General features: G+C 65.7%; 28 protein-coding genes. 7 read left to right on the plus strand and 21 right to left on the minus strand.

From position 1 onward, the window contains the following. The first annotated feature begins 83 nt into the window (after positions 1 to 83). Positions 84 to 899 (plus strand): cupin domain-containing protein, encoded by an 816-nt coding sequence (locus tag F3H41_RS18010; RefSeq protein ID WP_149740118.1) that lies wholly within the window; start codon positions 84 to 86, stop codon positions 897 to 899. A gap of 234 nt (positions 900 to 1,133) precedes the next feature. Here the strand turns inward: F3H41_RS18010 and F3H41_RS18015 are convergent, their stop codons facing one another. Both F3H41_RS18015 and F3H41_RS18020 read right to left on the minus strand, forming a co-directional pair. Continuing rightward, positions 1,134 to 2,540 carry a carbohydrate kinase gene (locus F3H41_RS18015; RefSeq protein ID WP_244616265.1) on the minus strand — a complete coding sequence of 469 codons (1,407 nt, stop codon included), beginning with the start codon at positions 2,538 to 2,540 and terminating at the stop codon, positions 1,134 to 1,136. After that, complete coding sequence (locus F3H41_RS18020) at positions 2,537 to 3,334, minus strand: DeoR/GlpR family DNA-binding transcription regulator (protein WP_149740066.1); 798 nt, start codon at positions 3,332 to 3,334, stop codon at positions 2,537 to 2,539. The genes F3H41_RS18015 and F3H41_RS18020 overlap by 4 nt, the downstream gene beginning before the upstream one ends. A 181-nt stretch (positions 3,335 to 3,515) precedes the next feature. Here F3H41_RS18020 and F3H41_RS18025 point away from each other — a divergent pair, with 181 nt between their 5' ends. From F3H41_RS18025 to F3H41_RS18040, 4 genes are all read left to right on the plus strand, one after another. Continuing rightward, positions 3,516 to 5,039: a sugar ABC transporter ATP-binding protein gene (locus F3H41_RS18025; protein WP_149740067.1), complete on the plus strand. Its 1,524-nt coding sequence runs from the start codon at positions 3,516 to 3,518 to the stop codon at positions 5,037 to 5,039. Next, the gene (locus tag F3H41_RS18030) at positions 5,039 to 6,043 is read left to right on the plus strand and encodes an ABC transporter permease (protein WP_149740068.1); all 1,005 of its coding nucleotides are present in this window, start codon (positions 5,039 to 5,041) and stop codon (positions 6,041 to 6,043) included. Before F3H41_RS18025 ends, F3H41_RS18030 begins: the two co-directional genes overlap by 1 nt. A 10-nt stretch (positions 6,044 to 6,053) precedes the next feature. Continuing rightward, complete coding sequence (locus F3H41_RS18035) at positions 6,054 to 6,995, plus strand: ABC transporter permease (protein WP_149740069.1); 942 nt, start codon at positions 6,054 to 6,056, stop codon at positions 6,993 to 6,995. A 66-nt stretch (positions 6,996 to 7,061) separates the two neighbouring features. Next, on the plus strand, positions 7,062 to 8,168 hold the full coding sequence (locus tag F3H41_RS18040) for a substrate-binding domain-containing protein (RefSeq protein ID WP_149740070.1): 1,107 nt from the start codon (positions 7,062 to 7,064) through the stop codon (positions 8,166 to 8,168). A gap of 317 nt (positions 8,169 to 8,485) precedes the next feature. Here F3H41_RS18040 and F3H41_RS18045 read toward each other — a convergent pair whose 3' ends face one another. The 15 genes from F3H41_RS18045 to F3H41_RS18115 form a co-directional block, all read right to left on the minus strand. Beyond that, positions 8,486 to 8,998: a copper chaperone PCu(A)C gene (locus tag F3H41_RS18045; RefSeq protein WP_149740071.1), complete on the minus strand. Its 513-nt coding sequence runs from the start codon at positions 8,996 to 8,998 to the stop codon at positions 8,486 to 8,488. Between the two features lie 91 nt (positions 8,999 to 9,089). Beyond that, a complete protein-coding gene (locus tag F3H41_RS18050) occupies positions 9,090 to 9,473 on the minus strand; it encodes a hypothetical protein (protein WP_149740072.1) in 384 nt (127 codons plus the stop codon). A gap of 139 nt (positions 9,474 to 9,612) precedes the next feature. After that, positions 9,613 to 10,611, minus strand: coding sequence for a TerC family protein (locus F3H41_RS18055; protein ID WP_149740073.1), 999 nt, complete (start codon positions 10,609 to 10,611; stop codon positions 9,613 to 9,615). Between the two features lie 163 nt (positions 10,612 to 10,774). Next, a complete protein-coding gene (locus F3H41_RS18060; protein ID WP_149740074.1) occupies positions 10,775 to 11,050 on the minus strand; it encodes a hypothetical protein in 276 nt (91 codons plus the stop codon). Next, the gene (phnN, locus tag F3H41_RS18065; protein WP_149740075.1) at positions 11,037 to 11,657 is read right to left on the minus strand and encodes a phosphonate metabolism protein/1,5-bisphosphokinase (PRPP-forming) PhnN; all 621 of its coding nucleotides are present in this window, start codon (positions 11,655 to 11,657) and stop codon (positions 11,037 to 11,039) included. The genes F3H41_RS18060 and phnN overlap by 14 nt, the downstream gene beginning before the upstream one ends. After that, complete coding sequence (locus tag F3H41_RS18070; protein ID WP_149740076.1) at positions 11,654 to 12,793, minus strand: alpha-D-ribose 1-methylphosphonate 5-triphosphate diphosphatase; 1,140 nt, start codon at positions 12,791 to 12,793, stop codon at positions 11,654 to 11,656. Before F3H41_RS18070 ends, phnN begins: the two co-directional genes overlap by 4 nt. Position 12,794: 1 nt before the next feature. Further along, positions 12,795 to 13,502, minus strand: a complete 708-nt coding sequence (locus F3H41_RS18075) for a DUF1045 domain-containing protein (protein ID WP_149740077.1) — start codon at positions 13,500 to 13,502, stop codon at positions 12,795 to 12,797. Positions 13,503 to 13,645: 143 nt separating this feature from the next. Continuing rightward, a complete protein-coding gene (phnE, locus tag F3H41_RS18080) occupies positions 13,646 to 15,148 on the minus strand; it encodes a phosphonate ABC transporter, permease protein PhnE (protein WP_149740120.1) in 1,503 nt (500 codons plus the stop codon). A gap of 61 nt (positions 15,149 to 15,209) precedes the next feature. After that, the gene (phnE, locus tag F3H41_RS18085) at positions 15,210 to 16,172 is read right to left on the minus strand and encodes a phosphonate ABC transporter, permease protein PhnE (protein WP_149740121.1); all 963 of its coding nucleotides are present in this window, start codon (positions 16,170 to 16,172) and stop codon (positions 15,210 to 15,212) included. A gap of 118 nt (positions 16,173 to 16,290) precedes the next feature. Further along, complete coding sequence (gene phnD / locus F3H41_RS18090) at positions 16,291 to 17,196, minus strand: phosphonate ABC transporter substrate-binding protein (RefSeq protein WP_149740078.1); 906 nt, start codon at positions 17,194 to 17,196, stop codon at positions 16,291 to 16,293. Positions 17,197 to 17,281: 85 nt separating this feature from the next. Next, entirely contained in the window at positions 17,282 to 18,124 is an 843-nt protein-coding gene (gene phnC / locus F3H41_RS18095; RefSeq protein ID WP_149740079.1) for a phosphonate ABC transporter ATP-binding protein, read from the minus strand. A 128-nt stretch (positions 18,125 to 18,252) separates the two neighbouring features. Continuing rightward, positions 18,253 to 18,867, minus strand: coding sequence for a DapH/DapD/GlmU-related protein (locus F3H41_RS18100; RefSeq protein WP_149740080.1), 615 nt, complete (start codon positions 18,865 to 18,867; stop codon positions 18,253 to 18,255). Next, positions 18,864 to 19,571, minus strand: a complete 708-nt coding sequence (phnL, locus tag F3H41_RS18105) for a phosphonate C-P lyase system protein PhnL (RefSeq protein ID WP_149740081.1) — start codon at positions 19,569 to 19,571, stop codon at positions 18,864 to 18,866. The genes F3H41_RS18100 and phnL overlap by 4 nt, the downstream gene beginning before the upstream one ends. Positions 19,572 to 19,588: 17 nt before the next feature. Then, on the minus strand, positions 19,589 to 20,365 hold the full coding sequence (phnK, locus tag F3H41_RS18110; RefSeq protein ID WP_149740082.1) for a phosphonate C-P lyase system protein PhnK: 777 nt from the start codon (positions 20,363 to 20,365) through the stop codon (positions 19,589 to 19,591). Then, entirely contained in the window at positions 20,362 to 21,243 is an 882-nt protein-coding gene (locus tag F3H41_RS18115) for an alpha-D-ribose 1-methylphosphonate 5-phosphate C-P-lyase PhnJ (RefSeq protein WP_149740083.1), read from the minus strand. Before F3H41_RS18115 ends, phnK begins: the two co-directional genes overlap by 4 nt. A 50-nt stretch (positions 21,244 to 21,293) precedes the next feature. On the opposite strand from F3H41_RS18115, the gene F3H41_RS21365 reads away from it, so the two are divergent. Further along, positions 21,294 to 21,440 (plus strand): hypothetical protein, encoded by a 147-nt coding sequence (locus F3H41_RS21365; RefSeq protein ID WP_188129523.1) that lies wholly within the window; start codon positions 21,294 to 21,296, stop codon positions 21,438 to 21,440. Positions 21,441 to 21,451: 11 nt separating this feature from the next. Here F3H41_RS21365 and F3H41_RS18120 read toward each other — a convergent pair whose 3' ends face one another. Genes F3H41_RS18120 through phnG form a run of 3 tightly spaced genes read right to left on the minus strand, consistent with a single transcriptional unit; the run spans position 21,452 to position 23,666 of the window. Then, entirely contained in the window at positions 21,452 to 22,558 is a 1,107-nt protein-coding gene (locus tag F3H41_RS18120; RefSeq protein ID WP_149740084.1) for a carbon-phosphorus lyase complex subunit PhnI, read from the minus strand. Between the two features lie 2 nt (positions 22,559 to 22,560). Continuing rightward, a complete protein-coding gene (gene phnH, locus F3H41_RS18125; protein WP_149740085.1) occupies positions 22,561 to 23,196 on the minus strand; it encodes a phosphonate C-P lyase system protein PhnH in 636 nt (211 codons plus the stop codon). Beyond that, positions 23,196 to 23,666 (minus strand): phosphonate C-P lyase system protein PhnG, encoded by a 471-nt coding sequence (gene phnG / locus F3H41_RS18130; RefSeq protein WP_149740122.1) that lies wholly within the window; start codon positions 23,664 to 23,666, stop codon positions 23,196 to 23,198. The genes phnH and phnG overlap by 1 nt, the downstream gene beginning before the upstream one ends. A gap of 184 nt (positions 23,667 to 23,850) precedes the next feature. Between phnG and phnF the strand changes: the two genes are divergently transcribed. After that, positions 23,851 to 24,597: a phosphonate metabolism transcriptional regulator PhnF gene (phnF, locus tag F3H41_RS18135; protein ID WP_149740123.1), complete on the plus strand. Its 747-nt coding sequence runs from the start codon at positions 23,851 to 23,853 to the stop codon at positions 24,595 to 24,597. Between the two features lie 15 nt (positions 24,598 to 24,612). On the opposite strand, the gene F3H41_RS18140 is transcribed toward phnF, so the two are convergent. Beyond that, positions 24,613 to 26,085 carry a protein adenylyltransferase SelO gene (locus tag F3H41_RS18140; protein ID WP_188129532.1) on the minus strand — a complete coding sequence of 491 codons (1,473 nt, stop codon included), beginning with the start codon at positions 26,083 to 26,085 and terminating at the stop codon, positions 24,613 to 24,615. Between the last annotated feature and the right edge of the window lie 264 nt (positions 26,086 to 26,349).

Consider the following 26,349-nt stretch of genomic DNA (forward strand, 5'->3'; position numbering starts at 1 on the left):
TGACGGATCGATCACGCCGTCTGTGGTAGCGAGGGGTGAAGGGGATGCGGTCCATGCGCCCCGTCGAAGAGGTCAGTCCACCCATGTCCGATGAGAGCGAGGTTCGTTACAAGGTCGCGGAAGCTGCCCGGCTTGCCGGCGTTTCCGCCTCCACGCTGCGCCTGTGGGAAAGCCAGCAGCTCGTCGTGCCCGTCCGCTCGCCAAGCGGCCATCGGCAATATCTCGCCTCCGACATCGCGCGCCTGCGCCGCATTGCCTGGTATCGCGCCGAGCGCGGCCTGAACCCCGCCGCCATTCGCGAGGCATTGCTGACGGAAGATGAGGGCGAGGCCGCCACCCCGGCGCCCGGCGGCGAGACCAACACGATCGGCCGCAAGCTCCGGGCACTGCGCCATGCGCGCGGCCTGACGCTGGAGCAGATGGCCGGAGACATCGGCGTCACCGCCTCGGTTCTCTCGACGCTGGAGCGCACCTCGCAGGGCGTTTCCTTCGCCGTGCTGCACGCCATCGCCGCCTTCTTCGACACGACAGTCTCAAGCCTTTCCGGCGATGATGGCCTCAGGGACGGCTCGGTGGTCAAATCCGGCGAATGGCGCACATGGCCGCAGACAACGCCGGGCCTGACCGTGCAGATCCTTGCCGAAGGCCGCAACCAGATGGATTGCCACCGCTTCGTGCTCGCCCCCGGCGCCTCGAGCGAAGGCGCCTATCGCCACGAGGGCGAGGAGTTCATCCACGTCCTCACCGGCCGCGTCGAAATCATCCTCGACAGCCAGGAGTTCCACGACCTGCAGCCCGGCGACAGCCTCTACTTCGAAAGCCGGCGCCACCACGCCTGGACCAACCGCCACGACGGCGAAACCGTGCTGCTCTGGATCAACACGCCACCGACGTTTTGATGGGGAGGGATCAGTTGGATGTACGTTGGTCCTTGGCGGCCCCTCATCCGCCCTTTCGGGCACCTTCTTCTCGAGGCGAGAAGGGATGTGCGGCAGCCGTTTCAACCAGAAGAAGGTCAGCGCGCAGGCATTGTCTTGGTCAATTGAGGCAGCCATTCGTGGCAACCCCCTCTCCCCTGGGGGAGAGGGCAGGGTGAGGGGGCATTGCCCCGGCCGCCCCGCTTGCGGACGCCCCTATCGCCCCGCCTTCGCCGCCTCGCGCCAGGCGGCGGCATAGGCGTCGAGACCCGGAATGACCTGCGGCTCTACCCGCGTGCAGGGATCTTTGAATGGTGAAACACCAAACGTTTCGAAGGCGAGGCTCGCTGCCCCCGCGGCGGTGCCTTCGGCATCGGCATTGACGAGCACGGTCTGGTTCGGCCTTAAAGACGCGATCAGCGTCGCATAGACCGGGTTCAGCGCCAGTCCGCCATCGATGATGACGGTGTTGTCGGAGCCCAGCATGTCGAGCACCGTTGCCGTCATGCAGGCGAGGTAGAGCGAGCCGACGGCGGCGCGTTCGGCCTCGCTCGCCGGTTCCGGGCCGACGAGGCGGCCGACACTCTCCGGATAGGGGCCGCCCGGTGCAAAGCTCGGCAGCGCCATCTGACCGGCAGCGATCGCCGCTTCGATCTCGCCGAGACCGATCTTCACGCGGGCATTGCCGCTGATCAGGTCGAACTCACGCCCCCCCATAAAGCGGGCCGTGACCACCGGCTGGCGATCGACGGAGACGTTGGCGAGCATGTCGCGCGCGCCGTCCATCTGGTCGAGCGTCGCATCCGTGTTGAAGGCGATCACCCAGGTGCCGGTCGAGATCAGGCTGAAGGAGGTGTAGCCGAAGGAGCGGTAGAAATAGAGCGAGGCATTGCTGTCATGCACGCCGTTGTGCACCTGCAGCACCCGCTCGCCGCCATCCGGCAGCGTCAACGCGAGCGTGCCCACCACCGCGCCCGCCCGCTTCAGGGGCGGCATCTTCTCGCGCCAGCCGAGGTGATCGACGAGGCTCGAATAGTCGTCACGCTGGGGCGACCACAGATGCGAGTGGCAGCCGACATAGCTGATCTCGGCCTGAACGGTGCCGGCAAGGCGCCAGTTCCAGAATTGCGGATAGGGAAGGATCGCCTGCGCCTTCGCAAAAGCCTCCGGCCAGTGCTCGGCGCGCCAGTAGATGTGCAGGCCGTAATTCAGCCCGGCCGGCAGGTCCGGCGAGCCGGTTTCCGTAAAGGGCGGCTGAAGGGCGCGGAAGCGCTGTTCGATCTCACCCGGTGCCGCATACTCATAATCGAGGATTGGCAGCAGCAGTTGATCATCGGCAATCAGTGCGAAGGTGCAGGCGTGGGCGCTGATCATGACGCGATCACAGTCGAGCTCGGTCGCCGCGGCCGCCAGGCTGTCCCGCACCCAGCTATGCAGTGCCTCTTCATCGAGGATGCGCGTTGCACCATCCATCACCCAGCGCGGCGCGCTGCGGGCGGTGGCCAGCACGGTGCCATCCTGGCCGTAGACCAGCATCTTGCTGTTTGTCTTTCCGAAATCGAAGACGGCCAGCGTCTTGCCCTGCCGTGCGGCGGCCTGGGGCGTCAGGGTCAGCGGGCTCATGCGGGCTCCTGCGGGCTGACGGCGGCGACGATAACCTCGACGCCTTCATTGGTGAGCATGTCGTGATGGGTTTCCGAAATGCGATCATCGGTGATCACCGTGCTGATCCGCGTCAGCGGCAGCACGGGATAGCGCGCCCGCATCTCGAATTTGGAACTGTCGGCGAGCACGATGATCTCGTCGGCGCGCTTGGCGAGCCCGGTGATGATCGGCACCATCAGCGGGTGGGACTCCAGCATGCCTTCGAGCCCCAACGCCTGCGCGCCGAGGAAGAATTTCGAAGCGAAAACGTCCGGTTGCTGCATGGACGAGGAAAAGACGACGCCCGGCTCGCGGTGCAGTTCGCCGCCGGCAATCGTGACGTGGCAGATACCGTTCTCCCACAGCCAGGCGGCCAGCGGCATGGAGTTGGTGAAAATCTTCACGCTGCGCCGCGCCAGCATCTGCGCGAAGATGAAGGAGGTCGTGCCGCCATTGATGATGAGGGAGTCGCCGTCGTGGCAGAGCTTCGCGGCCTCCACCGCAATCGCGGTCTTGGCCTCCACGTTCACCACGCGGTTTTCCATGAAGGGGCGGGCGTGCATGCGCTGCACATGGGCGCCCTCCGGCAGCGCAATGCCGCCAAACACCTTGCGAATGACGCCCGCCTGGTGCAATTTTGCAATGTCGCGGCGGATCGTGGCCGGGGATGCCCCGACCACATCGAGCAGGTCCCGCACCGTTGCAAAGGGGCGCTCCTTCAGCGCCTCCTGGATAAGCCTGTGGCGCTCAGGCTCCGCGCCTTCTACCCGCATGATCAAAGTTCCTCTCTCCCTGGCCGTATTTGATGCAACATTTGCGTGATTTCCGCAAGAAGGATTAATTTTCGGCGGATATTGACGCTCGTTGATCGTTCATGCTTATATTTGATCAGGGAGGGTCGTGACGGCAGAGGAAGCCGGGCGCGACCGGAAATAGCGCTGGGAGGAGTCACCGGTGCCCGAGACTGTTCAACCGTTCGTCAGCCTGACGGGCGCAACGAAAACCTTTGGCGGCATTACGGTGCTGAAAGCCGTGGACTTCGATGTCCGCCCGGGCGAGGTGCATGCGCTGCTCGGCGAGAATGGCGCTGGCAAGTCCACACTCATCAAGATCATCTCCGGCCTGTATGTGCCCGATGGCGGCACGATCCGCATCGGCGGCGAGACGGTGACGCTGTCGTCCACCCGCGACGCCTCCAGGCGCGGCATCGCGACCGTCTATCAGGAGCTGCTGCTCTTCCCGGAAATGACGATCGCTGAAAACATCTTTCTCGGCAATTATCCGAAGACCGCCTGGGGCGGCATCGATTGGCCGGAAGCCCGCCGTCGCGCGCGGGCCTTGCTCGACAGCCTCGACAGTCCGGAGCTCGACATCGACCGCAAGGTCGCGAGCCTCTCCGTCGCCCAGCGCCAGCGCGTCGAAATCGCGAAAGCCCTCAGCCGCGATGCCCGCGTCCTCATCATGGACGAGCCGACGGCCTCGCTCGCCGAAGCCGATGTGCAGCGCCTCATGGAAGTGGTGCGGGCCCTGCGCCAGCGCGGTGTCGGCATCATCTATGTCAGCCACCGCATGCCCGAGATCTTCGCTCTGGCCGACCGCGTCACCGTGCTGCGCGATGGCGAGCTGATCGGCACCCGCGACATCGGCGAGGTCACGGAAGCGACCCTCGTTGCCATGATGGTCGGCCGTTCCATCGACCAGCTCTTCCCCAAGCCCGAGCCCATCATCGGCGAAACGCTGCTGGAGGTCGAAAACCTCGTCTCCGGCAAGCTGGTGAAGGGCCTGAGCTTCTCGGTGCGCAAGGGCGAGATCCTCGGCATTGCCGGCCTCGTGGGCTCCGGCCGCACGGAAACGGCGCTCACCCTCTTCGGCATCACGCCGGCCGAGTCGGGCCGCATCCGCATTGCCGGCAAGGAGGTGACGATCCGCTCGCCGCGCGAGGCGCGTGACCTCGGCATTGCCTACGTGCCGGAAGATCGCGGCCTTCAGGGCCTCGTGAAATCCATGACCATCCGCCAGAACGTCTCGATGGCCTCCATCGACCGCCTGTCGCGCGGCATCTTCATCCGCTTCGCCGAAGAGGCGGCCCGCGCCGTCAACGCCGTCAAGCGCTTCGGCATCCGGGCCCGCGCCGGCATCGAGCAGCCCGTCGGCCAGCTCTCGGGCGGCAACCAGCAGAAGGTCGTCATCGCCAAGTGGCTGGAAACGGCCCCGCGCATCCTCATCCTCGACGAGCCCACGCGCGGCGTCGATGTCGGCGCAAAATCCGAAATTCACGCCATCATGGGCGAGCTGGCCCGCACCGGCGTCGCCATCATCATGATCTCGAGCGAACTGCCGGAGGTCCTCGGCATGAGCGACCGCGTGCTCGTCATGAACAATGGCCATCTCGTTTCCATCATCGACCGGGCCGACGCCAACGCCGAAAGCGTCGGCGCCGCCATGACGGTCGCCAAGAAAAGCAAGGATGCCGCCTGATGGCAAACGCCAATCATCCGACCTCCGCATCCGGCCGAGCGCCGTCCGAACGCGGCGTCATCGCCCGCTTCGCCGCTGCCTACGGGCAGGAAATCGTCATCTTCTTCGCCATGATCGCGCTCTTCGTGATCGTCACGGCTATCAATCCGCGCTTTATCAGCCCGGAGAACCTCAACACGATCTTCTCCGGCAACGCCTATATCGCCGTCGCAGCGATCGGCATGGCGATGATCATCATCACCGGCCATATCGACGTCTCCGTCGGCGCGCTGATCGGCGTGCTCGCCACCATTTCCGGCACGCTTGCGGTATCCGGCTATCCGGTCTGGGTGGCGCTCATCGTTCCCGTCTTCGTCGGCATGGCCGTCAATGCGGTCATCGGCGTCATGGTGGCCTATGCCCGCATTCCGTCGATCGTCGTCACGCTCGGCATGCTCTCCATCCTGCGCGGCGGCCTGATCACGGTCACCGGCGGCGCCTGGATTTCCGGCCTGCCGCCGGAGTTCCTGATCGCCCAGGCCAAGCCGCTCGGCGTGCCCGCACCCATCTATTTCATGGTGGCGCTGACGCTGCTCGCGGCCTTCTGGATGCGCTATTCCGAGTTCGGCCGCTCGCTGTACGCCATCGGCGGCAATCCGGAAGCGGCGCGCGCCTCGGGCATCCCGATCGAGCGGCGCACCGTCATGGTCTTCGTCATCCACGGTGCCTTTGCGGGCCTCGCCACCATGCTGTTCGCCACGCAGTTGCAGGTCATCCAGTCCACCGTGCCGCCGAACCTCGAACTCACCGTCATCACCGCGGCCGTCATCGGCGGCGTGTCGATCCTCGGCGGCACCGGCACGGTCATCGGCTCCACGCTTGCCGCCATCCTCTTTGCCGCCATCGGGTCGGCGCTCATCTTCACCAACGTGTCGGCCTACTGGCTGCGCGCCGTCATCGGTGTCCTCATCCTCGTCACGGTGATGGCCGACATGATCCGCCGCAACCGTCAGGGCCGGGCGTGAGGAACCAGTTATGATCAAGCGTATCCTGCGCCACGAAACGATCCTCGCGCTGCTGACCGTCATCGTCCTGGCCATCCTCGCCTATCAGTCCGACAAGTTCTTCACGGTCGACAACCTCCTCAACCAGGGACGCCTGATGACGGAAGTCGGGCTGGTTGCCGTGATCATGACCTTCGTCATCGTCACCGGCGGCATTGATCTGTCGGTCGGCTCCATCGTCGGGCTGACGGCGATCCTGACGGGCGTGTTCTGGAAGTCGCTCGGCCTGCCGCTGCCGCTCGCCGCCTTCGCGGCCATTGCCTGCGGCACCTTCGGCGGCTTCATGAACGGCGTCATCATCACCCGCTTCAAGGTGCCGCCGCTGATCGCGACGCTGGCAACGCTGGCGCTCTATCGCGGCCTTGCCGAGGGCATCAGCCAGGCGCGTTCCGTGCGCGGCTATCCCGAGTCGTTCTACGTGCTCGGCCAGGGCAACATGCTCGGCGTGCCGACGCAGCTCTGGCTTCTCATCATCACCGCCATCGTCGCCGGTGTCGTGCTCGGCTACACCCGCTGGGGCCGCACGGTGTATGCGATCGGCAGCAACGAGGTGGCTGCCCGCTTCTCGGGCCTGCCGGTCGACCGCGCCAAACTCGCCGTCTACACGGCTTCGGGCTTTGCGGCGGCTGTTGCCGGTGTCATTCTGGTCTCGCGGGTATCGACCACCCGGTCCGACATGGGCACCGGCCTCGAGCTCGACGCCATCACCGCCGTCGTTCTCGGCGGCACCTCGATCTTCGGCGGACGCGGCACGGTCATCGGCACGCTGCTCGGCCTGATCCTGATCCAGGCGTTGAAGAACGGCCTGTCGCTGGCCGGCATCAAGGGCGACGGAACCATCGTGCTCATCGGCGTGGTGCTCATCCTCACCATTCTGATCAGCAACATCGTTCACCGGGACGGCAACCGGTAGGGAAAAAGACGTCAGGCTGCTTTGCCAGAGGAACCGGCAGCCGCGTCACAAGGAGGAGAAACCGAAATGAAGAAAGTTCTGCTTGCAAGCCTGGTGAGCCTGTCGCTCTCCGCCAGCTTCGTTCACGCCCAGTCGGCCTATACCGGCGGCGACGACCTGCCGACCAACCCGCTCGCCTGCGACGGTGCGGCCGGCGAAGTCGCCTCCAAGCCCTATGACGGCGGCGAGCCGACCAATGCGCCGGACCGCAAGGGCAAGACGATCAATGTCGTCGACGTGCCGAAGCTCGTCGGCATCGGCTACTTCAATGCCACCTCCAAGGGCATTGCCGATGCGGCCAAGGAAATGGGCACGATGGAGGCCAAGACGGACGGCCCGACCAAGGCCAACATCGACGACCAGATCACGCTGATCGACAACTACATCACGTCTGGCGTCGACGGCATCCTGTTCGCCGCCAACGACCCGGTCGCCATCGCGCCGGTGCTGAAGAAGGCGCTCGCCGCCGGCATCAACGTCGTCGGCTACGACGCCAACGCCGAGCCGGATGCCCGCCAGTGGTTCGTCAACCAGGCCGAGTTCAACGGCATCGCCAAGTCGGTCATCGACAGCCTCGCTGCCGAAATCGGCAAGGACGGGTCCTTCGCCATCGTGACCTCCACCTTCACGACGCCGAACCAGGCCCGCTGGATCGCCGAAATGGCTGCCTACCAGGCCAAGTGCTATCCCGACATGAAGTGGCTGGAAACGGTCGAAGCCCAGGAAGACAACATCCTGTCCTTCAACCAGGCCAACACGCTGATCAACAAGTACGGTCCGGAACTGAAGGGCATCGTCGGCATGACCTCGGTTGCAACGCCGGCTGCCGCCGACGCTGTCACCCAGGCCGGCAAGTGCGGCTCGATCGCCGTCGTCGGTCTCGCCACGCCGAATGCCATGAAGCCCTACGTCTCGTCGGATTGCGTCAAGTCCGTCGTCCTGTGGAACCCGGTCGATCTCGGCTACGCCGCGGCTTATGTGCTGCGCGCTGCCGCCGATGGCGACCTGAAGGCCGGCGCCACCTCGGTCAAGGCCGGCAAGCTCGGCGAACTGAAGGTCATCAACGGCTCCGAAATCCTGCTCGGCTCGCCCTTCGTCTTCACCAAGGACAATATCAACAACTTCGACTTCTAAGTCGAGAACGTTCAACCTTGAACGGGAAGAGCCGGCCCTTGGGCCGGCTCTTCTGCGTTTGATGTTCGAAAGGTGCCGTATCGGGGTCGCAGATGCAAGACGGGGTCACCTTCAAGATGACCCGACCCAGTCATCCTGGCTCCAAAAGACGTCTCCGTTCGGGAAGCCCGTCACCCCACGATCCGTTATCCTCGGCCCCCGAGCCGAGGATCCACCCTCAGCCGCCGGTCGGGCCGCATGGGTCCTCGGGTCAAGCCCGAGGACGACGGTGGAGAGGGAACGGGTCCTCCGCTCGTGGTGCTGCGAGTTGCCCGTCCTCAATGCGCCGTATGATCTTCCGCGCCAGCCGCGCCGTGCTTGGAGTGATCCTCGGCCTTGGGATTGGCGCCATCCACCTTGAACTCCACGTCGACCGTGCCGGCCTTCTCGAAGGTGAGCGTCGCCTTGATCATCTCGCCTTCCTTGAAACCTTCCGGCACGTTCATGAACATCAGGTGGTAGCCGCCCGGCTTCAGCTCGGTCGTCTGTCCCGCGGGAATGGCGAGGCCATCGGGCAGCGCGCGCATCTTCATCACGTCGTTCTCCATGGTCATTTCATGGATCTGGACCTCCGGCGCGCGGTCGGAGGTCACGGAAACCAGCCTGTCGTCGGCCGTGCCGGTGTTCTCGATCTTCATGAAGCCACCGCCGACCTTCTGGCCGGGCAGCATGGCCTTGGAGAAGGGATGGCCGATCTTCAGCGGGCCGACGGAATAGCCATGGGCGAGAACGGCGCCGGCGGTGGCGAGCGTCAGGGCGGCAACGGCGAAAAGGGTCTTGAGGGTCTTCATGGTATGTCTCCTGTCACCGCGGATGCGGGCCTCTCACGGGCACACGGCATCGGCGGCGGATGGGTGGTGTCACTGGGAAGGATTGCGGGCGTCAGCCGAGACGAGGCGGCGCGCGGGGACCCTGTCCATCGTGGCGGACGACCTTGACGGGCGCGGCGTGCGAAGGCGCGATGCCGGAGAGCAGGACAGGCAAGTTGACGGGAAGGCAGTCGCCGGTCGGGAGTGGTGGCAGCAGGCTCGCGCCGATGCGGCAGGCTTCGCAGCTCTTGCCGGCAAGCTTCAGCTTGCCGTCGGCACTGGCGGGTTGGCACAGATCCGCCAGCGTTCCGTCCGGCAGCGTGTAGGACAGCGGCACGGCCGTGCCGGCCTCAGCGAAGGCCTGCAGCGGGGGCTGATGCGCAAGGCTGAGGAACAGCAGCGCGAGCACGCAAAGCGCCCTTGCCAGTCCATCCCTGATCGAAGCCGTGCGTCGCACCCTGGTCTCTCCCCGTCTCCTGCGAGCTCTACCCCGGTCGGCCGGGCGGTGCAATGCGGCAAATTGGGAGGGGTCGCCAAATGCGAAACGGGCAGACGATGGCGCGCCTGCCCGTTCCGTTTCAGTCGATGGCCGCCGCTTATTCGCCGACCGGACGCTCCAGCGTCTCGGGCTTGCGGGTCTTGATCAGGCTCCAGATCACGCCGGCGGCGATGATCGCGAAGGTCACACCCAGCGAGATGGCGGCGGGGAACTTCTCCAGGCCCATGAGGTCGGCGACGAAGACCTTCGAGCCGATGAAGACGAGCACGATGGCCAGCGCCGGCTTCAGGTAGTGGAAGCGGTGGATCATGGCAGCCAGCGCGAAGTAGAGGGCACGCAGGCCGAGGATGGCGAAGATGTTCGAGGTGTAGACGATGAACGGGTCGGTGGTGATGGCGAAGATCGCCGGGACCGAGTCGACTGCGAAGATCACGTCGGCCACTTCGATCACAACCAGGGCCATGAAGAGCGGCGTCATGAACCAGACCAGCTTGCCGGTCTTCGGGTGCGGCTTCTTGACGAAGAAGTTCTCGCCATGGTGCTCGTCCGTCACGTTGAACCGGCGGCGCATGAAGTTGACGAGCGGGTTCTTTGCAATATCCGGCTCCTGGTCACCCACGAACAGCATCTTGATGCCGGTGAAGATCAGGAAGGCAGCGAAGAGATAGAGGACCCAGCCGAACTCGCTCACCAGCGCGGCGCCAAGGCCGATCATGATGGCGCGCAGCACGATCACGCCGAGGATGCCCCAGAAGAGCACGCGGTGCTGGTAAACGCGCGGGACGGCGAAGAAGGAGAAGATCAGGGCGATGACGAAGACATTGTCGAGCGCCAGCGTCTTTTCGACCACGAAGCCGGTGAGATAATTGAGGCCCGCTTCGGAGCCGAGATACCACCAGACCCAGCCGCCGAAGGCGAGGCCAAGGGTAATGTAGAGGGCAGACAGCTTGAGGCTGTCGCTGACTTCGATCTCCTTGTTCTCCTTATGGAGAATGCCAAGGTCGAAGGCAAGGATAGCGATCACGAGCGAAATGAAGCTGGCCCACATCCAGATGGGCTTGCCGAGCCAGTCGGCAAAAAGGAAGGCGAAATCCATCGTCTTCAGTTCCTTCGCCGGCGATTCTGTCGACAAAGGTCCGACATCGCAGGAGCGCCGGCGGCTCATGCCAGAGGGTCCCGGACCAGGGGTTGGCGATGAGATAAGGCCAGCCTGTGCGCCGTTCAATGAGTCGCCGCTAAAAAAAGATGATCGCTTGCGATCACATCATTGCGAGATTGCGTGATCGTGTTGTTGGCGGTGCGGTGACGGTCGAAATCTGGCCTGAAGCCGCGTGCTTCATGCGGGCATGGGATCCCAGACGCTGATCATCGCCACCTTGCTGAGCCTCATCGCCTGGGTCGGCATATCCGATGCCACACGTTCCGGCTATCGGGAAGCCGGGAAAGTGCACCTGATCCTCGACCTGCACCTGCACGAACGGCTCGGTCTTCTGCAGGATCACTCGACCGAAGTGATGCGGCTCACAGATCGCCACCCGCGGCGCTGCCTGACGCCATGCGATTGAAACCGCTGGCAATGTCCTCGATCAGACCGGCAAAGCGTTGCGCGGCACTCTCGATCGGGCCGGAATTGTCGATCAGCGTGAAGCCGGGACCCATGGACTGCTGCTCGCGGGGCCTACGGGCCAGGCGCGCCGAAATCTCCGCTTCGCTCTCGCGCCCCCGGGCGGCGAGGCGGCGGGCGAGTATGTCGGGCGTGGCCGTGATGAGGACGCCGTGGATGATGCCGAAGGCACCGCGGAAATCGTCGATCGCATGGCGGCTGCCATTGACGATCACGGTGCGGCCGGCGGCGATGTCGCAAAGCGCTTGCTTGGGCACGCCGTAGTCCAGCCCATGCGCATGCCAGGACACGGCAAAGTCCCCGGCCTCCCGCATCTGCCGGAACGTGTCGGCGCAGACGGCATGGTGGGCTTCGCCGCCCGCATCGGCGGGCCGGGTGATCGTGCGCTGCAGGAAGACAATGTCGTCGCGGGGGCCGAGCAGCGTGCGGGCCGCGGCCATGACGCTGTCCTTGCCAGCGCCGCTCGGGCCAACGACGACAACGAGTCCGCCCTTGCTGATCACGCCACGGTTCATCATGCCACCCGGCGACCTTCGCGCCAGACGGCGCGCACGACGGGGATGCCGGAGGGGCGGCGCACGCGCACCACGTCGGCGCGCAACCCCTCGGCGATGCGGCCGCGATCATCGAGGCCCACGGCGCGGGCCGGTGTGGCACTGACCATGGCAAGCGCCTTCGGCAGGCTGATCGCCTCGATCTCGTCGGCGAGCAGGAAGGGCGCGTGGATCAGGCTGAAGGGCACATAGTCCGAAGAGAGCACGTCGAGAACGCCGGCAGCGGCCAGATCCCGGGCGGCGATATTGCCGGAATGGGACTTACCACGCACGATATTCGGCGCGCCCATGAGGACGCTGAGGCCGGCCTCGTGCGAGGCGCGGGCCGCTTCCAGCGAGGTCGGGAATTCCGCGAGCCGCACGCCATGGGCGAGCGATTCCTCCACATGGGCGAGCGTCGCATCGTCATGGCTGGCAATGGCGATTCCACGCTCGATGCAGGCCTTCGACAGGGCTTCGCGGTGCGGCAGCGAATATTGCGCCGAGAGCGCCAGCTGGCGATCCACGTAGATGGCGAAGGCTTCGTCGGAGAGGCCGCGCTTGGTCTTGTAGTAGAAGACGTACTGATCCATCGTCTGGAACTGACGCTGGCCCGGCGCATGGTCCATCAGCGAGACGAGGCGGACCTGCGGATCGTTGCGGAAATCCTCGAAATGCTCGAGCACATTGGTGGTCGAGACCTCGCAGCGCAGATGGATGAGATGATCGGCGCGCAGCCGGTCCTCCTTCTTGGCCTCCAGCAGCGCGTCGGCCATGGCGCGCATCTCGCCCTTCTCGAAACCATCATCGGCATCCGAGCCGAGGCGCAGGCAGTCGAAGACCGTGGTGATGCCGGAGGTCACGACCTGCGCGTCATGGGCCTGGATTGCCGCCGTCTTCATCCAGCGCACGCCGGGGCGGGGCGAATAGTGGGATTCGAGGTGGTCGGTGTGCAGTTCCACGAGCCCGGCGATGACGTAGTCGCCTTCCATGTCCTCGCCGGTGACGCTGGACCCGACGTCGATACCGGCGATGCGGCCCTCGCGGATCACGAGGGAGCCATCGACGATCTCGTCTTCCAGCACGATGCGGGCGTTCTTCAGCACGAGTTCCTGGGTCATGTCAGGTCGTCTTTCCTTCAAGCGCAAGCGCTTCATTGGCGTGGACGCGGAACGGCGCACCGCGCTCGGTTTCCGCAAAGAGGGTGATGTGGTCGACCGGAACGGGCCGGTCGAGAAGAGGCGCAAAGAGGCTGTCGAGATGGGCGTGCATGGCATCGCGGGCGGTCTCTTCGACCGGGCCCGTCAGCGTCATGTGAAAGCGGAAGTCGGAGAAGACGTAAGGGTAGCCCCATGCGTGAAGATGGGCGCGCTCGCTCTCCGTCAGCGTCTCGGGCTTGCGCCTGATGATGTCGGCAGCCGAGAGCGGGGCGCGGAAGGGTTCGAAATCGCGCACGCAGGCAGCGGCGAAGGCCTCGAGCTCGGGGGCCGGCCCATCCGGCACCAGGGCGAAGAAGGGACCGAGGCGCCCGACGGTGAGGCGCGGAATGGTGAAGGCGGGGGTCACGGACGCAAAGTCCTTCAGCGCCGTAACGAGCTCCGCCGCCGTGCAGCTGTCAGCCAGCGAGAAGGGCGCCTTCAGCGTGCCGTGAAAGCCGTAGCGGACCGGATCGGCCACGAGGGCGGCATGCTCGGCCGCGTCATAACCGTCCGGCAGGGGGCCGGCGGGTGCGAGGATCTCGCCGGAAAAGGCATCCCGGCCGAGCCAGCGCGCGGCGGTCCGGGTCAGCGGATCGGCGGCGGGCGGCGTAAAATAGAGGGCAAAACGCACGGGTTCACGATTCCTGGGAGAAGCAGCGCATCTGGACAGCGCCGGGCCGGACTAGGCCTGCTTCGTGACAGTAGCGTGAATTGCGCATGACCGTGGCGTGAAAATGGCTTTCGCCAGTCCGGCTCCGCAAAAGGCCGGGGATATCAGTGTCCGCGGCTGCCGATCAGCCGCGAGCGCAGCGCATTCGAGACGGTGTCGAAGAGGAAGACGACGCCGAGGATGAGCAGCACCATGTAGGCGACGTTCTCCCAGTCGGAATTGGTGCGCATTGCCTCCCACAGCTTCAGGCCGATGCCACCGGCGCCGACCGCGCCGATGATGGTGGCCGAGCGGGTGTTGGACTCCCAGAAGTAGAGCGCCTGGCTGGCGAAGACCGGCAGCACCTGCGGCAGGATGCCGAAGCGCTTGACGGTGATCTCCGGCGCGCCGACCGATTTGACGCCCTCGCGCTGCTTGTCATCGATGTTCTCCAGCGCCTCGGAATAGAGCTTGCCGAGCGTGCCGGTGTCCGTGAAGAAGATCGCCGACATGCCGGCGAGCGGCCCCGGACCGAAGGCGCGGGTGAAGAACAACGCCCAGATCAGCATGTCGACCGAGCGCAGGAAGTCGAAGAAGCGCTTGGTGAGCTGGTTGGCGACGCGGCTGCCGGTGATGTTGCGCGCCGCCACGAAGCAGAGCGGGAAGGCGATGAGCGAGGCAAACAGCGTGCCGATGAAGGCCATGACGATGGTCTGCAGCAGCTTGGTCCAGACATCCAGATGCTGCCATTCGGAATTGTAGAGGATGTTGCTCCAGGCGAGCGACAGGTTCGACTGGGCGGGATCGATGCGCGGGGCGCTGGTGATCAGCGCGAAGACCTCCGCTGCCGACTTGTCGAAGAAGGGCGACTGGGTGTCGAAGAGGAAGTTCGCCCAGCCGAAGAAGCGGTTGCGGATGGAGACGTCGTTGCCGGCGACCTCCGCCCAGCCGGTCGCGCCGAAGGCCAGCGTGATCTTCTCGCCCGGACGCTTCTGGGTCGCCCATTCCGGCAGGGCGCCTTCGGCTTCAACCGTGCCCGTCTGGTGGTCGAGGCGCATGGTCAGCGTCTCTCCGCCATGTTCAGCGATCACGACATCCGGTGTCACCTCGATGCGCGTGCTGCCGTTGTAGCGCACCTCGGCACGGGAGAGGACCTCCTTTGTCACCGTCTGCGGCGCGGCCTGCGGTGCGGCGGCCTTGTCGCCCATCAAGGCGCCTGCGCCCATGAAGCCGATGGACGGCTTGGTTGCCGTGGACGCGGCATTGCCGGCGGTCGGCTCGGCGCCGATGGTGCGGGTCATGGTCCGCTTCTCCACCGTCAGCCAGTCCGGATCCGGATTGTCGCCGAGCGGCGAGAAGCGCGGATAGGTGAGCGTCATCGCGCCGTCCCTGGCGATATCGAATTCCGGGCGCACTTCGTAGGAGACCCAGTCGGCGAGATAGGTGCCGGCAATGCCCCAGTTGGCACGGCGCAGCGTATCGCCGACATTGAACATCCACCAGGAGAAGATGCAGTAGGCGACGACGGTGACCGCGATGATCAGCGGACGCCAGGAGCGCTGCGAGGCATGTTCCAAAAGCACGGCATGGCGCAGCGCGACGGCATCGCGCTCTGCGGCGTTCATCATCGGGCGGGCGGGCGCAAGGGTCGGCAGGGGCGTCGGCATAGTCGTCGGCATGGGCGGGACCTCAGGCAGTCAGTTCGAAGGCGCGGTCGCCCACCAGGCGGCGGCGCAGCCAGGCGGAAAACTGATCGACGGCAATGATGGTGAGGAGCAGCAGGAACACGATGGCGATGGTCTTTGCCGGATGGTTCTGGCCGATGGAGAGGCGCAGCAGTTCCCCGATGCCACCGCCGCCGACGGCGCCGATGATGGTCGAGGCGCGCACATTGATCTCGAGGCGCAGCAAAGCATAACTCAGGAAATTCGGCATGACCTGCGGCACGGTGCCGAACCAGACGCGCTCGATCCAGTTGCCGCCGACCGCCGTCAGGCCCTCGTCCGGCTTCATGTCGGCGTTCTCTACCACCTCGAAGAACAGCTTGCCGAGCGCGCCGACCGTGTGGATCGACACCGCGATGATCGCCGGTATGGCGCCGATCGACAGGACCGCGAGGAAGAAGCCGGCGATGACGACTTCGGGGAAGGCGCGCAACACTTCCATGACGCGGCGCACGGGCACGCGGATCCAGCTGTTGCGCGTCAGGTTGCGGGCAGCCAGGAAGCAGAGCGGAAAGCCGAGGGCAAAGCCGAAGAGCGTGGAGAGGATCGCGATGTTGATCGTCTCCAGCATCTTGTGGAAATATTCGGGGATGTAGATCGACTGCGTCAGATAGAGCCGACCCTCCGGGTAATTGTACTTGAAGCTGCCGTCGTCGTAAGGCGAGGGCAGGTCGAAGAGGGCGCGCACAGGCTCCATCGCGTCGCGCGGGGCCATGTCGCCGAGAAAATCGAAGAAATAGGGCAGGCGGTCGAAGAACTTGCCGGCATTGGTCTCGTTGGCGAACCAGAGCGAGCCGAAAGTGGCCACCAGCAGGATGGCGACGCTGAGGAGCGTATAGGAGCGGCGTTTCGCGGCCAGCTCGTTCCAGTGGCGCTCGACGAGCTTGCCGCTGTCGCTGAGCCGGAGGTGGGGGCTGTTGGCGGGCATGGTTGCCATCGGTTCCATCCGGTCTGGCCGGCCTTCTCTGGGGTATCACTTCGGTCGCAGGAAGCCGCCCCCGTGCGGCTGGCGCAGCGGGGGCGGAAAGGGGGGTCGGCTCTAAAAATCAGCCGCCGATGGTCGCCTTGCGGGCCTCGATGATCGGCTTGTAGAAGTCGACGTTGACTTCCGTGAAGGCCTTGTAGTCACCGCCCATGACGGCCTTGAAGCAGGCTTCGTCGGTCTTCGGCAGGTCCATCATCATCTGCTTGAACTTGGCCTTGGTGTCGGCCGGCAGTTCGTTGCGAACGACGATCGGGCCGTTCGGGATCAGCGGAGACTTCCACAGCTCCACCAGATCGTTCATGTCGAGGATGCCCTTCTGGACCATCTTGTGGAGGTTGCCGGAGGTGTAGCCGTCCTTCCACTCGCCAACGCCCGAACCGAAGGTCGTGCCGGCGTCGAAGGTGCCCTTCAGCACTTCCAGGACGAGGTTTTCATGGCCGCCGCCGAAGCCGGTCGAGCCGAAGAATTCCTTCACCGGTGCGCCAACGGCTTCCGGCAGCGTGACGAGGGGAACGAGGTAACCCGAGGTGGAGTCCGCATCGGCGAAGCCGAGCTTCTTGCCCTTCATGTCTTCGAGCTTGGTGATGCCCGAATCCTTGCGGGCGACCATGATCGAATAATAGCCGGTCGAGCCATCGGCCTGCACGGTGGTCATGATCGGCTCGACGGCGTCGGCCTTGGCGAGGTAGATCTTGGCAAAGCCGGAAGCGCCGAGTTCGGCATAATCGAGCGTGCCGCCGAGCAGGCCCTGGATCACGCCGTCATAGTCGGCGGCCGGGAAGAAGGAGACCTTCTCGACGCCGAGGGCGTCCTTCAGGTGGCCTTCCATGCAGGCGTAGTTGCGCAGGCGGTCGGCTTCGTTCTCGCCGCCGATGATGCCGACGCGGAATTCCTTCAGGTCAGCGGCCTGAACATGCGAAACGGTTGCCAGAAGCGCGACGGCGCCCAGCAGGATCTTCTTCATCATGATCGTAGTCTCCCCGTTATCCGGCCCCTGCCGGATGATTGCGGTTGAAGACGGCGCGCGCTTGCCGCGCGGTCCGTGCGGCGGGTCAGATCCCCGCCAGTACCAGCGGCTTGAGGCCGGCGGATTCGGTCGTGTCGGTGCTGGCGGCCAGCGTGCCGTTGAGGCTCGTCGAGGTCAGGCTCTCTTCCAGATCGCCCTCGGTGCCGTAGATGCTGCGCACGGCAGCGGCGGTCAGGTCGCGCGGATTGCCGTCGAAGACGACTCGGCCCTGCGCCATGCCGATAATACGCTCGCAATAGGCGCGCGCCGTATCCAGCGTGTGCAGGTTGGTGATCACGGTGATGCCGTCGCGCTCGTTGATGTCGCGCAGCGCGTCCATGACGATCTTGGCGTTCAGCGGATCGAGCGAGGCGATCGGCTCGTCGGCGAGCAGCATGCGCGGCCGCTGCATCAGGGCGCGGGCAATGGCCACGCGCTGCTGCTGGCCGCCCGACAGCGTACCGGCCGGCTGCAGCGCAGTCTGTTCGATGCCGAGGCGCTCGAGCGCGGCGATGGCTTCGATGCGCTCTTCGCGGGTGAACATGTTGAGGATGGAGGCGATGGTGGACCGGTGGTTCAGCCGGCCGAGCAGCACGTTGGTGAGCACGTCGAGGCGCGGCACGAGGTTGAACTGCTGGAAGATCATCGCGCAGTCACGGCGCCAGGCGCGAAGCTCCGAACCCTTCAGCTTCGAGACGTCCACATCGCCCAACCGGATGGAACCGGACGTCGGATCGACCAGGCGGTTGATCATGCGCAGCAGCGTGGACTTGCCGGCGCCCGAGCGGCCGATGATGCCGACCATCTGCCCCTCGGGAATATCGAACGTGACATCATCCACGGCAGCCTTGCTACCGAACCGGCGCGTGACGTTCTGAAGCTTAAACATAGCCCGGCCCCGAAATTCTTCGTTAACACTCTTGTTAGCGAAGGGCTCTAGCGCCGGTTCATGAAGTGACAATGTCGGTTTGATGTCGGTTCTGTTACAATGTGACAGTCGTGACGAACCGGTGAACCTTACCCGCCATGGCGGGCAAGGAAGGCTTCCGCGTCCAGGTTGCGAAAGTCCGGCAGCGCGTCGCGCAGGCGTTCATGGCTCCAGTCCCACCAGGCGATGACTTCGAAGCGCGCGGCGATCTCGCGGGGAAAACGCTCGCGGATCAGCTTGGCCGCCACGCCCCCGACGATGGTGTAGGGCGCGACATCCTTGCTGACGACGGCGCCGGCCCCGACCACCGCACCATGGCCGACGGTCACGCCCGGCAGGATGGTGGCGCCGTGGCCGATCCACACGTCATGGCCGATCACGACGCGGTTGTCGCGCCGCCAGGTAAAGAAGTCCGTGTCTGGCTCGGCATCCGGCCAGTAGTCGTTGGCGCGGTAGGTGAAGTGGTGCAGCGTCGGGCGCCAGACCGGGTGGTTGGTGGCGTTGATGCGCACCGCGGCTGCGATATTGGCGAATTTGCCGATCGTCGCGCACCAGACGGCGCCGTCCTGCATGATGTAGGAATAGTCGCCCATCTCCGCCTCGCTGATGCGGCAGCGCTCTGCGACCTCCGTGTAGCGGCCGAGAACGGACTGCTCGACGCTGGCGCTCGGATGGATCAGCGGCTGTTCGGAAAGCTTCGTCATGCGGCAAGTCCTCGGGGCGAGAAGGCGGAAACATCGAGCACGCGGTCGGCGACGATGTCGCGCACCTCCTGGTCGTGGAAGATGCCGATCATCGCGGTGCCTGCCGCCTTCTTCTCCGTGATCATGTCGGTGACGACGCGGCGGTTGACGGCATCGAGCGAGGCCGTCGGCTCGTCGAGCAGCAGGATCGGGTGATCGGTGATGAAGCCGCGGGCAATGTTGACGCGCTGCTGCTCGCCGCCGGAGAAGGTGGCGGGCGGCAGGTCCCACAACTGGTGCGGCAGGTTCAGCCGCTCCAGCATCGCCATGGCCCGGCCGCGGGCTTCTTCGGCGCCAACGCCGCGCGCCGTCAGCGGTTCGGCTACGACATCGACGGCGGAGACGCGCGGCACGACGCGCAGGAACTGGCTGACATAGCCCAGCGTATCGCGGCGCACCTCCAGCACGGCGCGCGGTTCCGCCGTGGCGATATCGATGAGATGGCCGTGGTGGGACACGACGATCTGGCCGCTGTCGACGCCGTAATTGCCGTAGAGCATCTTGAGGATGGAGCTCTTGCCGACCCCCGAGGGGCCGCCGAGCACGAGGCATTCGCCGGCGCGGGCCGAGAAGGTGACGCCCCGGACGACCGGCAACATAAGGCCGCCGCGCAGGTGCATGGTGAAGCTTTTTTCGACGTCGGAAACGACGAGGGGGGTAACCATGGGAGGTCCTTTCCGGCTCAGACCTGGAGGATCGAGGAGACGAGGAGCTGGGTGTAGGGCTCGCGCGGATCGTCGAGCACCCGGTCCGTCAGACCCTGTTCGATGACGCGGCCGTCCTTCATCACCATCATGCGGTGCGAGAGGAGGCGGGCGACGGCAAGGTCGTGGGTGACGATGATCGCCGAAAGGCCGAGATCGTTGACGAGGCCGCGCACGAGATCGAGCAGGCGGGCCTGCACGGAGACGTCGAGCCCGCCCGTCGGCTCGTCCATGAAGACGAGACGGGGCGAGGTGACGAGGTTGCGGGCGATCTGCAGGCGCTGGCGCATGCCGCCGGAAAAGGCGCGCGGCTGGTCGTCGATGCGGCTGCGGTCGATTTCCACCCGCTCCAGCCAGCCGGTGGCGGCCTCGCGGATGTTGCCGTAGTGCCGGTTGCCGATCGCCATCAGCCGTTCGCCGACATTGGCGCCGGCCGAGACCGCCATGCGCAGGCCGTCCGCCGGATTCTGGTGCACGAAGCCCCAGTCGGTGCGCATCAGGAAGCGGCGTTCCGCTTCGCTCATGCGGGCGAGATCGCGCAGGTCACCGTCTCGCATCCGGTATTCGACAACGCCGGTGGTCGGCATCAGGCGGGTGGAGATGCAGGAGAGCAGGGTCGTCTTGCCGGAGCCGGATTCCCCGACGATCGCCAGCACCTCGCCGGGATAGAGGTCGAAGGAAACGTCGCGGCAGCCGATGCGCGCGCCGTAGCATTTGGAAAGGTCCCGGACCTTGAGAAGGGGTGCGTCGCTCATTGCGCGGCCTCCAGCTTGGCCACGCCCAGCTCGCCCACATGGCCGGCGGCGCGGCGATCCTCGCAGTAATCGGTGTCGGAGCAGACGAACATGCGCCCGCCCCGGTCATCCAGCACCACCTCGTCCAGATAGACGTGGTTCGCGCCGCACAGCGCACAGGGCTTTTCGAAATGCTGGATCTCGAAGGGGTGGTCCTCGAAGTCGAGGCTGACGACATCGGTGTGGGGCGGCAGCGCGTAGATGCGCTTTTCGCGGCCCGCGCCGAAGAGCTGGAGCGCTTGCGAGCGGTGCATCTTCGGATTGTCGAATTTCGGGATCGGCGAAGGGTCCATGACGTAGCGTCCCTCGATCTTCACCGGATAGGCGTAGGTCGTGGCGATATGGCCGTTGCGGGCAATGTCCTCGTAGAGCTTCACATGCATGAGGCCATATTCTTCCAGCGCATGCATCTTGCGGGTCTCGGTCTCGCGGGGTTCGAGGAAGCGCAAGGGTTCGGGGATCGGCACCTGGTAGACCAGCGTCTGGCCCTCCGTCAGCGTCTCCTCGGGGATGCGGTGGCGGGTCTGGATGACGGTCGCATCCCTGGTCTTCGTGGTGACGGCGACGTTTGCGACCTTCTGGAAGAAGGCGCGGATGGAGACGGCATTGGTCGTGTCGTCCGCCCCCTGGTCGATCACCTTGAGAACGTCATCCGGTCCGAGGATCGCGGCCGTCACCTGCACGCCGCCGGTGCCCCAGCCATAGGGCATGGGCATTTCGCGGGAGGCGAACGGCACCTGATAGCCGGGAATGGCAATGGCCTTCAGGATGGCGCGGCGGATCATCCGCTTGGTCTGCTCGTCCAGATAGGCGAAGTTGTAGGTTGCGAGATCACTCATTGGATCATACCTCTGAAAGGCCGGAGAGCGGCGGGCATGAGGGGCGTGTCATGGAATGGATTTTCATTGGCGTCTTCGCGGGCGTCGCGCTGCTGGTCGCGATCTTCCGCAAATCCGGCAGTCCCGGCGATGGCGGCGGCGTCTTCGACAATGGCGGCAAGGACGGCTGCGGCGATGGAGACGGGGGCGGCGACTGACATCGGGCGGCTCATTCGGCAGCCTCACTTGCATCATCGGCGGGATGGCGCGCCGCCTCGTATTCCCGGCGCATGCGGCGCACGAGGTCGAGTTCGGCCTGGAAGTCCACGTAATGCGGCAGCTTCAGGTGCTCGACAAAGCCGGTGGCCTGCACGTTGTCGCAGTGGGAGATGACGAATTCCTCGTCCTGGGCCGGGGCGGTGCGATCCTCGCCGAATTCGTCGGCGCGCAGCGCCCGGTCCACCAGCGCCATGGCCATGGCTTTCCGCTCGCTCTGGCCAAAGACGAGGCCATAGCCGCGGGTGAACTGCGGCGGCGCCGAGGCCGAACCCTTGAACTGGTTGATCATCTGGCATTCCGTCAGCTTCAGGCGGCCGAGCGGGGCGGCAAAGCCGAGTTCAGGCGTTTCGATTTCCACCTCGACGCTGCCGATGCGGATTTCGCCGGCAAAGGGATGGGTGCGGGCGTAGCCGCGCTGGGTGGAATAGGCGAGGGCCAGGAGAAAACCCTCGTCGCCGCGGGCAAGCGCCTGAAGCCGCACGTCGCGGCCCATGGGAAACTCCATCGGCGTGCGGGTGATGTCGCCGGGTCCGTTTTCGCCGCCGGCCTCGCCATCGCCCTCGATCAGGCCTTCGCCGGAAAGAATGTCGCTCACCCGCATGGCGGGCTCGCCGCTGGCCGGCCGGCGGGTACCTTCTGGCACATCGCCGTCTTCGAGCAGGGCGGGATCGAGCAGGCGGTGGGTATAGTCGAAGGTGGGGCCGAGCAGTTGTCCGCCCGGCAGGTCCTTGTAGGTGGCGGAAATGCGCCGTTCGATCGCCATCTCGCCTGTTTCGACCGGCAGGCTGGATCCGAAGCGGGGCAGGGTGGTGCGATAGGCGCGCAGAATGAAGATCGCCTCGATCATGTCGCCGCGGGCCTGCCGGATGGCAAGGGCCGCCAGCGCGGGATCGTAGAGCGAGGCTTCCGCCATGACGCGGTCGACGGCGAGCGAAAGCTGCGCCACGACCTGGTCGTTGGTGATGGCGGGCAGGTCGCGGTCGCCGCGCCGACGGTCGGCCAGCAGGCGGTGGGCATTGGCAATGGCGGCTTCCCCGCCCTTCACGGCCACATACATGGCTATTCCTCCGCGGTCTGAAGGCTGGTGCTGCGGGGCAGGCAGAGAAGATCGCTGCCGGCCGTGAGGATGAGATCGACGCCGCGCGGGAAGAGCGCGCGATTGTCGCGCCACAGCGTGGTAAAGATCGGCGGCAGTCCGGAGGGTGCGATCGTCTGCGTCGTCTCGATGCCGGGCCCGCGGGCGAGAAGCGGCGCGCCGCCCCCCAGCGCCGGCAGTTCCACCACGAGCGTTGTCGAGCGGTCCGGATAATCCTGCGTGCCAAGCGCGAAGCTCGATAGCGGCGGCAGGCTCTGGCCGGCTTCGACGAAGGCGAACTGGGCCGCCGCCTTGTCTTCGGTGACACGAGCGCCGCTGTGGAAGGAGATCCAGGAGGGCACGACGGAGGCGCGGGCGGCGGGCGTCAGCCAGACGGCCGTGTCGGCATCGAGGAGGGTGAGCGCCACGGCGCCCATGGCCCGGGAGAAGGGGGCTGGCGGATCGACGCTGTCATCCAGCGTCTGGATGCGGCCGGGCCGTGCCATGGCGTCCATCAGCGCGCGGAACACGGCCTGGGACTGGAAGACCGGATCGGCAAACCCGCCGGCATAGGCGCGCTGGCTGTTCTTGTGGGATGGTGTCTGCTGGCTATGGGGCATCAGTCGTCTCCGCGCACCATGGTGAAGAAATCGACGCGGGTGGCGGCCGTTTCCTCGGCCTGCCGGCGCTCGGCCTGCGCTAGCTCCGCCTCGCTGTCCGTGATGAAGGCGGCAATGGCGCCCTGATGGTCGCCGCGCTGGTGGAGCGCATCGAGAATGGCGGCGAGCCGCGCATGCTGGCGGTCGGTGCCCAGCAGCTGCCCGTGGCCGATCTCGCCGGTCGACAGGCGCACCGTGGCACGGCTGACGGTCGCTTCGCCCAGATTGAAGGGCGAGCCGCCGCCGCCGATGCGTCCGCGCACCATGACGAGGCCGGTCTCGGGACCGCGTACCGGATGGATTTCGACGTCCGGCGCAATCTGTGCCAGAATGGATTCGAGCCGCTGGCGCGGCAGGCGGGCGAGCACCGCCATCAGGCGGCGCCGAAGGACGGGGTCCAGAACGGATCCGGCTTGCGCCGGCCGGTCCATGGCGTATTCCTTGGGGGTCATTGCCGAAGCTCCAAAGGTCTATTAATCTAGACAACTGAACCTATGGCTAGATGCAAATCGTGACATGCATGTGACGCGAGACCCATTCGAAGGACGAAACATGGCAGGCAGGCGGGTGAAACCGGGTGTTCAGAAGGGGGCGACAGTCGGCGCGATGCCGGAGATGCGCGACGAGGACGGCGAACGTCCCGTCGAGCGGCAGCTCGGTGTTGCCCTCTGGCGGCAGATCGCCGACCGCATCCGCGCCAAGATTGCCGAGGGCACCTATGACTCGACCGGTCGCCTGCCGCCCGAGGCGGTGCTGGCCGGCGAGTTCGGCGTCAACCGCCACACCGTGCGCAGCGCCATCGCCTCGTTGACGGAAGAGGGAATTGTGCGCCCCATGCAGGGCCTCGGCACGCTGATCAAACGGCAGGAACGTCTGCAATTCCCGATCTCGCGGCGTACCCGCTTTTCGGCTGGCCTGGCCGACCAGACCCGCGATATCGCCGCCCGCCTCATCGCGTCGGAACGCATGGCGGCAATCGCCGAAATTGCCCGCGCACTCAAGCTGGAACTCCCGTCCGAGGTCATCCGTCTCGACATCGTCTCGGCCGCCGCCGGCCGGCCGGTCTCCACCTCGACCGCCTTCTTCCCGGCGGCGCGGTTTCCTGACATGGCCGACTGTTTCCGCCGCACGGAGTCGGTGACGCGGGCCTTTGCCGAGCAGGGGCTTGCCGATTACGTGCGCCTGTCGACCGATATCGTTGCCCGCCATGCCGATGCCGGCGAGCGCAGCCTGCTGTCCTTGTCGCCGGGCTCGATCGTCCTGGAAACGACCGCCGTCAATGCCGATCTCGAGGGCGTGCCGGTGCAATATGCCCGCACCCGCTTTGCCGCCGACCGCGTGCAACTGCACATCGAGACGTGAGGCGGTGAGGCCCCGTCAGGTGCCGCAGAAGGTGCGCGCCACGCGCTCGTCCGGCTGCGGCGCGAGGGTAAGGTCGGCATGTTCCGGCTGGTCCTCGTAGGGGCGCGCCAGCACCGCTACGAGACGCTCGAACGGCGCGAAATCACGTCGCTCGACGGCCGCGACGATCGCTTCCTCGATACGATGGTTGCGCGGTATGAAGGCCGGATTGATGGCGCGCATGGCGGCCAGCCGTTCGCCAGCGCCGCGCCGGTCCGCCGCTAGACGGTTCCGCCAGTCAATCGCCCAGGCGTCAAAGGCCATGGGATCGGCAAATTCCGCCCGGACGACCGCGTCGGCGGCGGGATCGATGGCTGCGGCGCAAAGCGCCCGGAAGGTGCGGGTGAAATCGGCCTCGCCCGCCTCCATGGTCGAAAGCAGCCGCTGCACCAGATCGAGGTCGCCATCCTCGGGCGCATCGAAGAGGCCCATCTTGGCGCGCATGCCAGCGAGCCACGCGGTCTGAAACTGCCCCGCAAAACCGACGACGATGCCATTGGCGATCTCGATTGCCTTGTCGGTGTCGGCATCGATGAGCGGCAGCATGGCCTCGGCCAGCCGCGCCAGGTTCCACTGCGCCAGCCCCGGCTGGTTGCGATAGGCATAGCGCCCCTGCTGGTCGATGGAGGAGAAGACCTTCGTCGCCTGATAGGCATCGAGGAAGGCGCAGGGACCGAAATCGATCGTCTCGCCCGAGACGGTCATGTTGTCCGTGTTCATCACGCCGTGGATGAAGCCCACCTGCATCCAGCGGGCGACAAGCCGCGCCTGCCGCTCGACGATGGCGGCGAGCAGGGCGGGATAGGGCGCATCCTGTTCGGAAAGATCCGGATAGTGGCGGGCGATGACGTGATCGGCGAGGATGCGCAGCCCCTCTTCGTCGCCGCGCGCGGCCAGATATTGAAAGGTCCCGACGCGGATGTGGCTGGCGGCGACGCGGGTGACGATGGCGCCCGGCAGCACCGTTTCGCGGTAGACGACATCGCCCGTGAGGGCCGCCGCAAGGGCGCGCGTTGCGGGAATGCCGAGCGCATGCATGGCCTCGCTGACAATGTATTCCCGCAGCACGGGTCCCAGCGCCGCGCGTCCGTCGCCGCGGCGGGAAAAGGGCGTCGGCCCCGAGCCTTTCAGCTGGATGTCGCGCAGGTTCCCGGCCCTGTCCCTCACTTCGCCGATCAGCAGCGCCCGCCCGTCGCCGAGTTGCGGCACGAAGCTGCCGAACTGGTGGCCGGCATAGGCGATGGCGACGGGACGGGCATCGTGCGGCACGGCGGCACCGGAAAAAAGCGCCGTCAGGTCCGCCGGCTCGATGCGGGCGAGATCGAAGCCGAGTTCGGCGGCGAGGGCCTCGTTGACCGTGATGAGCAGCGGCGCTTCCGGCTGGGAGGGCAGGGCTTCGGCGCGAAACGGCTGCGGCAGACCGGCATAGACCGCACTGAAGGCGGGCATGCCTTCACTTTCGATGATGCCGGAAATCTCTCCGCGTGCCGTGATCATCACCAACTCCCTGCATGTCCGCTGCTGTCTGACAGGCGTTAGGTAGGCCAGTCGGCGCCTCTTTGCCAGCGCAACATGCCCGGCGCGCCTTTTCTGGCTTGCCTTTGAGGCAGGGCAAAGAGCAGCAACCGACTCGAAAATATGGTGTCGCGGTGCGATTGCCGGATGGAAAACCTGCCTTATTTAGTAAGACGCATGACTGCGCGTGTTCGAAAG

Source organism: Rhizobium sp. RU20A (assembly GCF_900155885.1).
Taxonomy (GTDB): Bacteria; Pseudomonadota; Alphaproteobacteria; order Rhizobiales; family Rhizobiaceae; genus RU20A.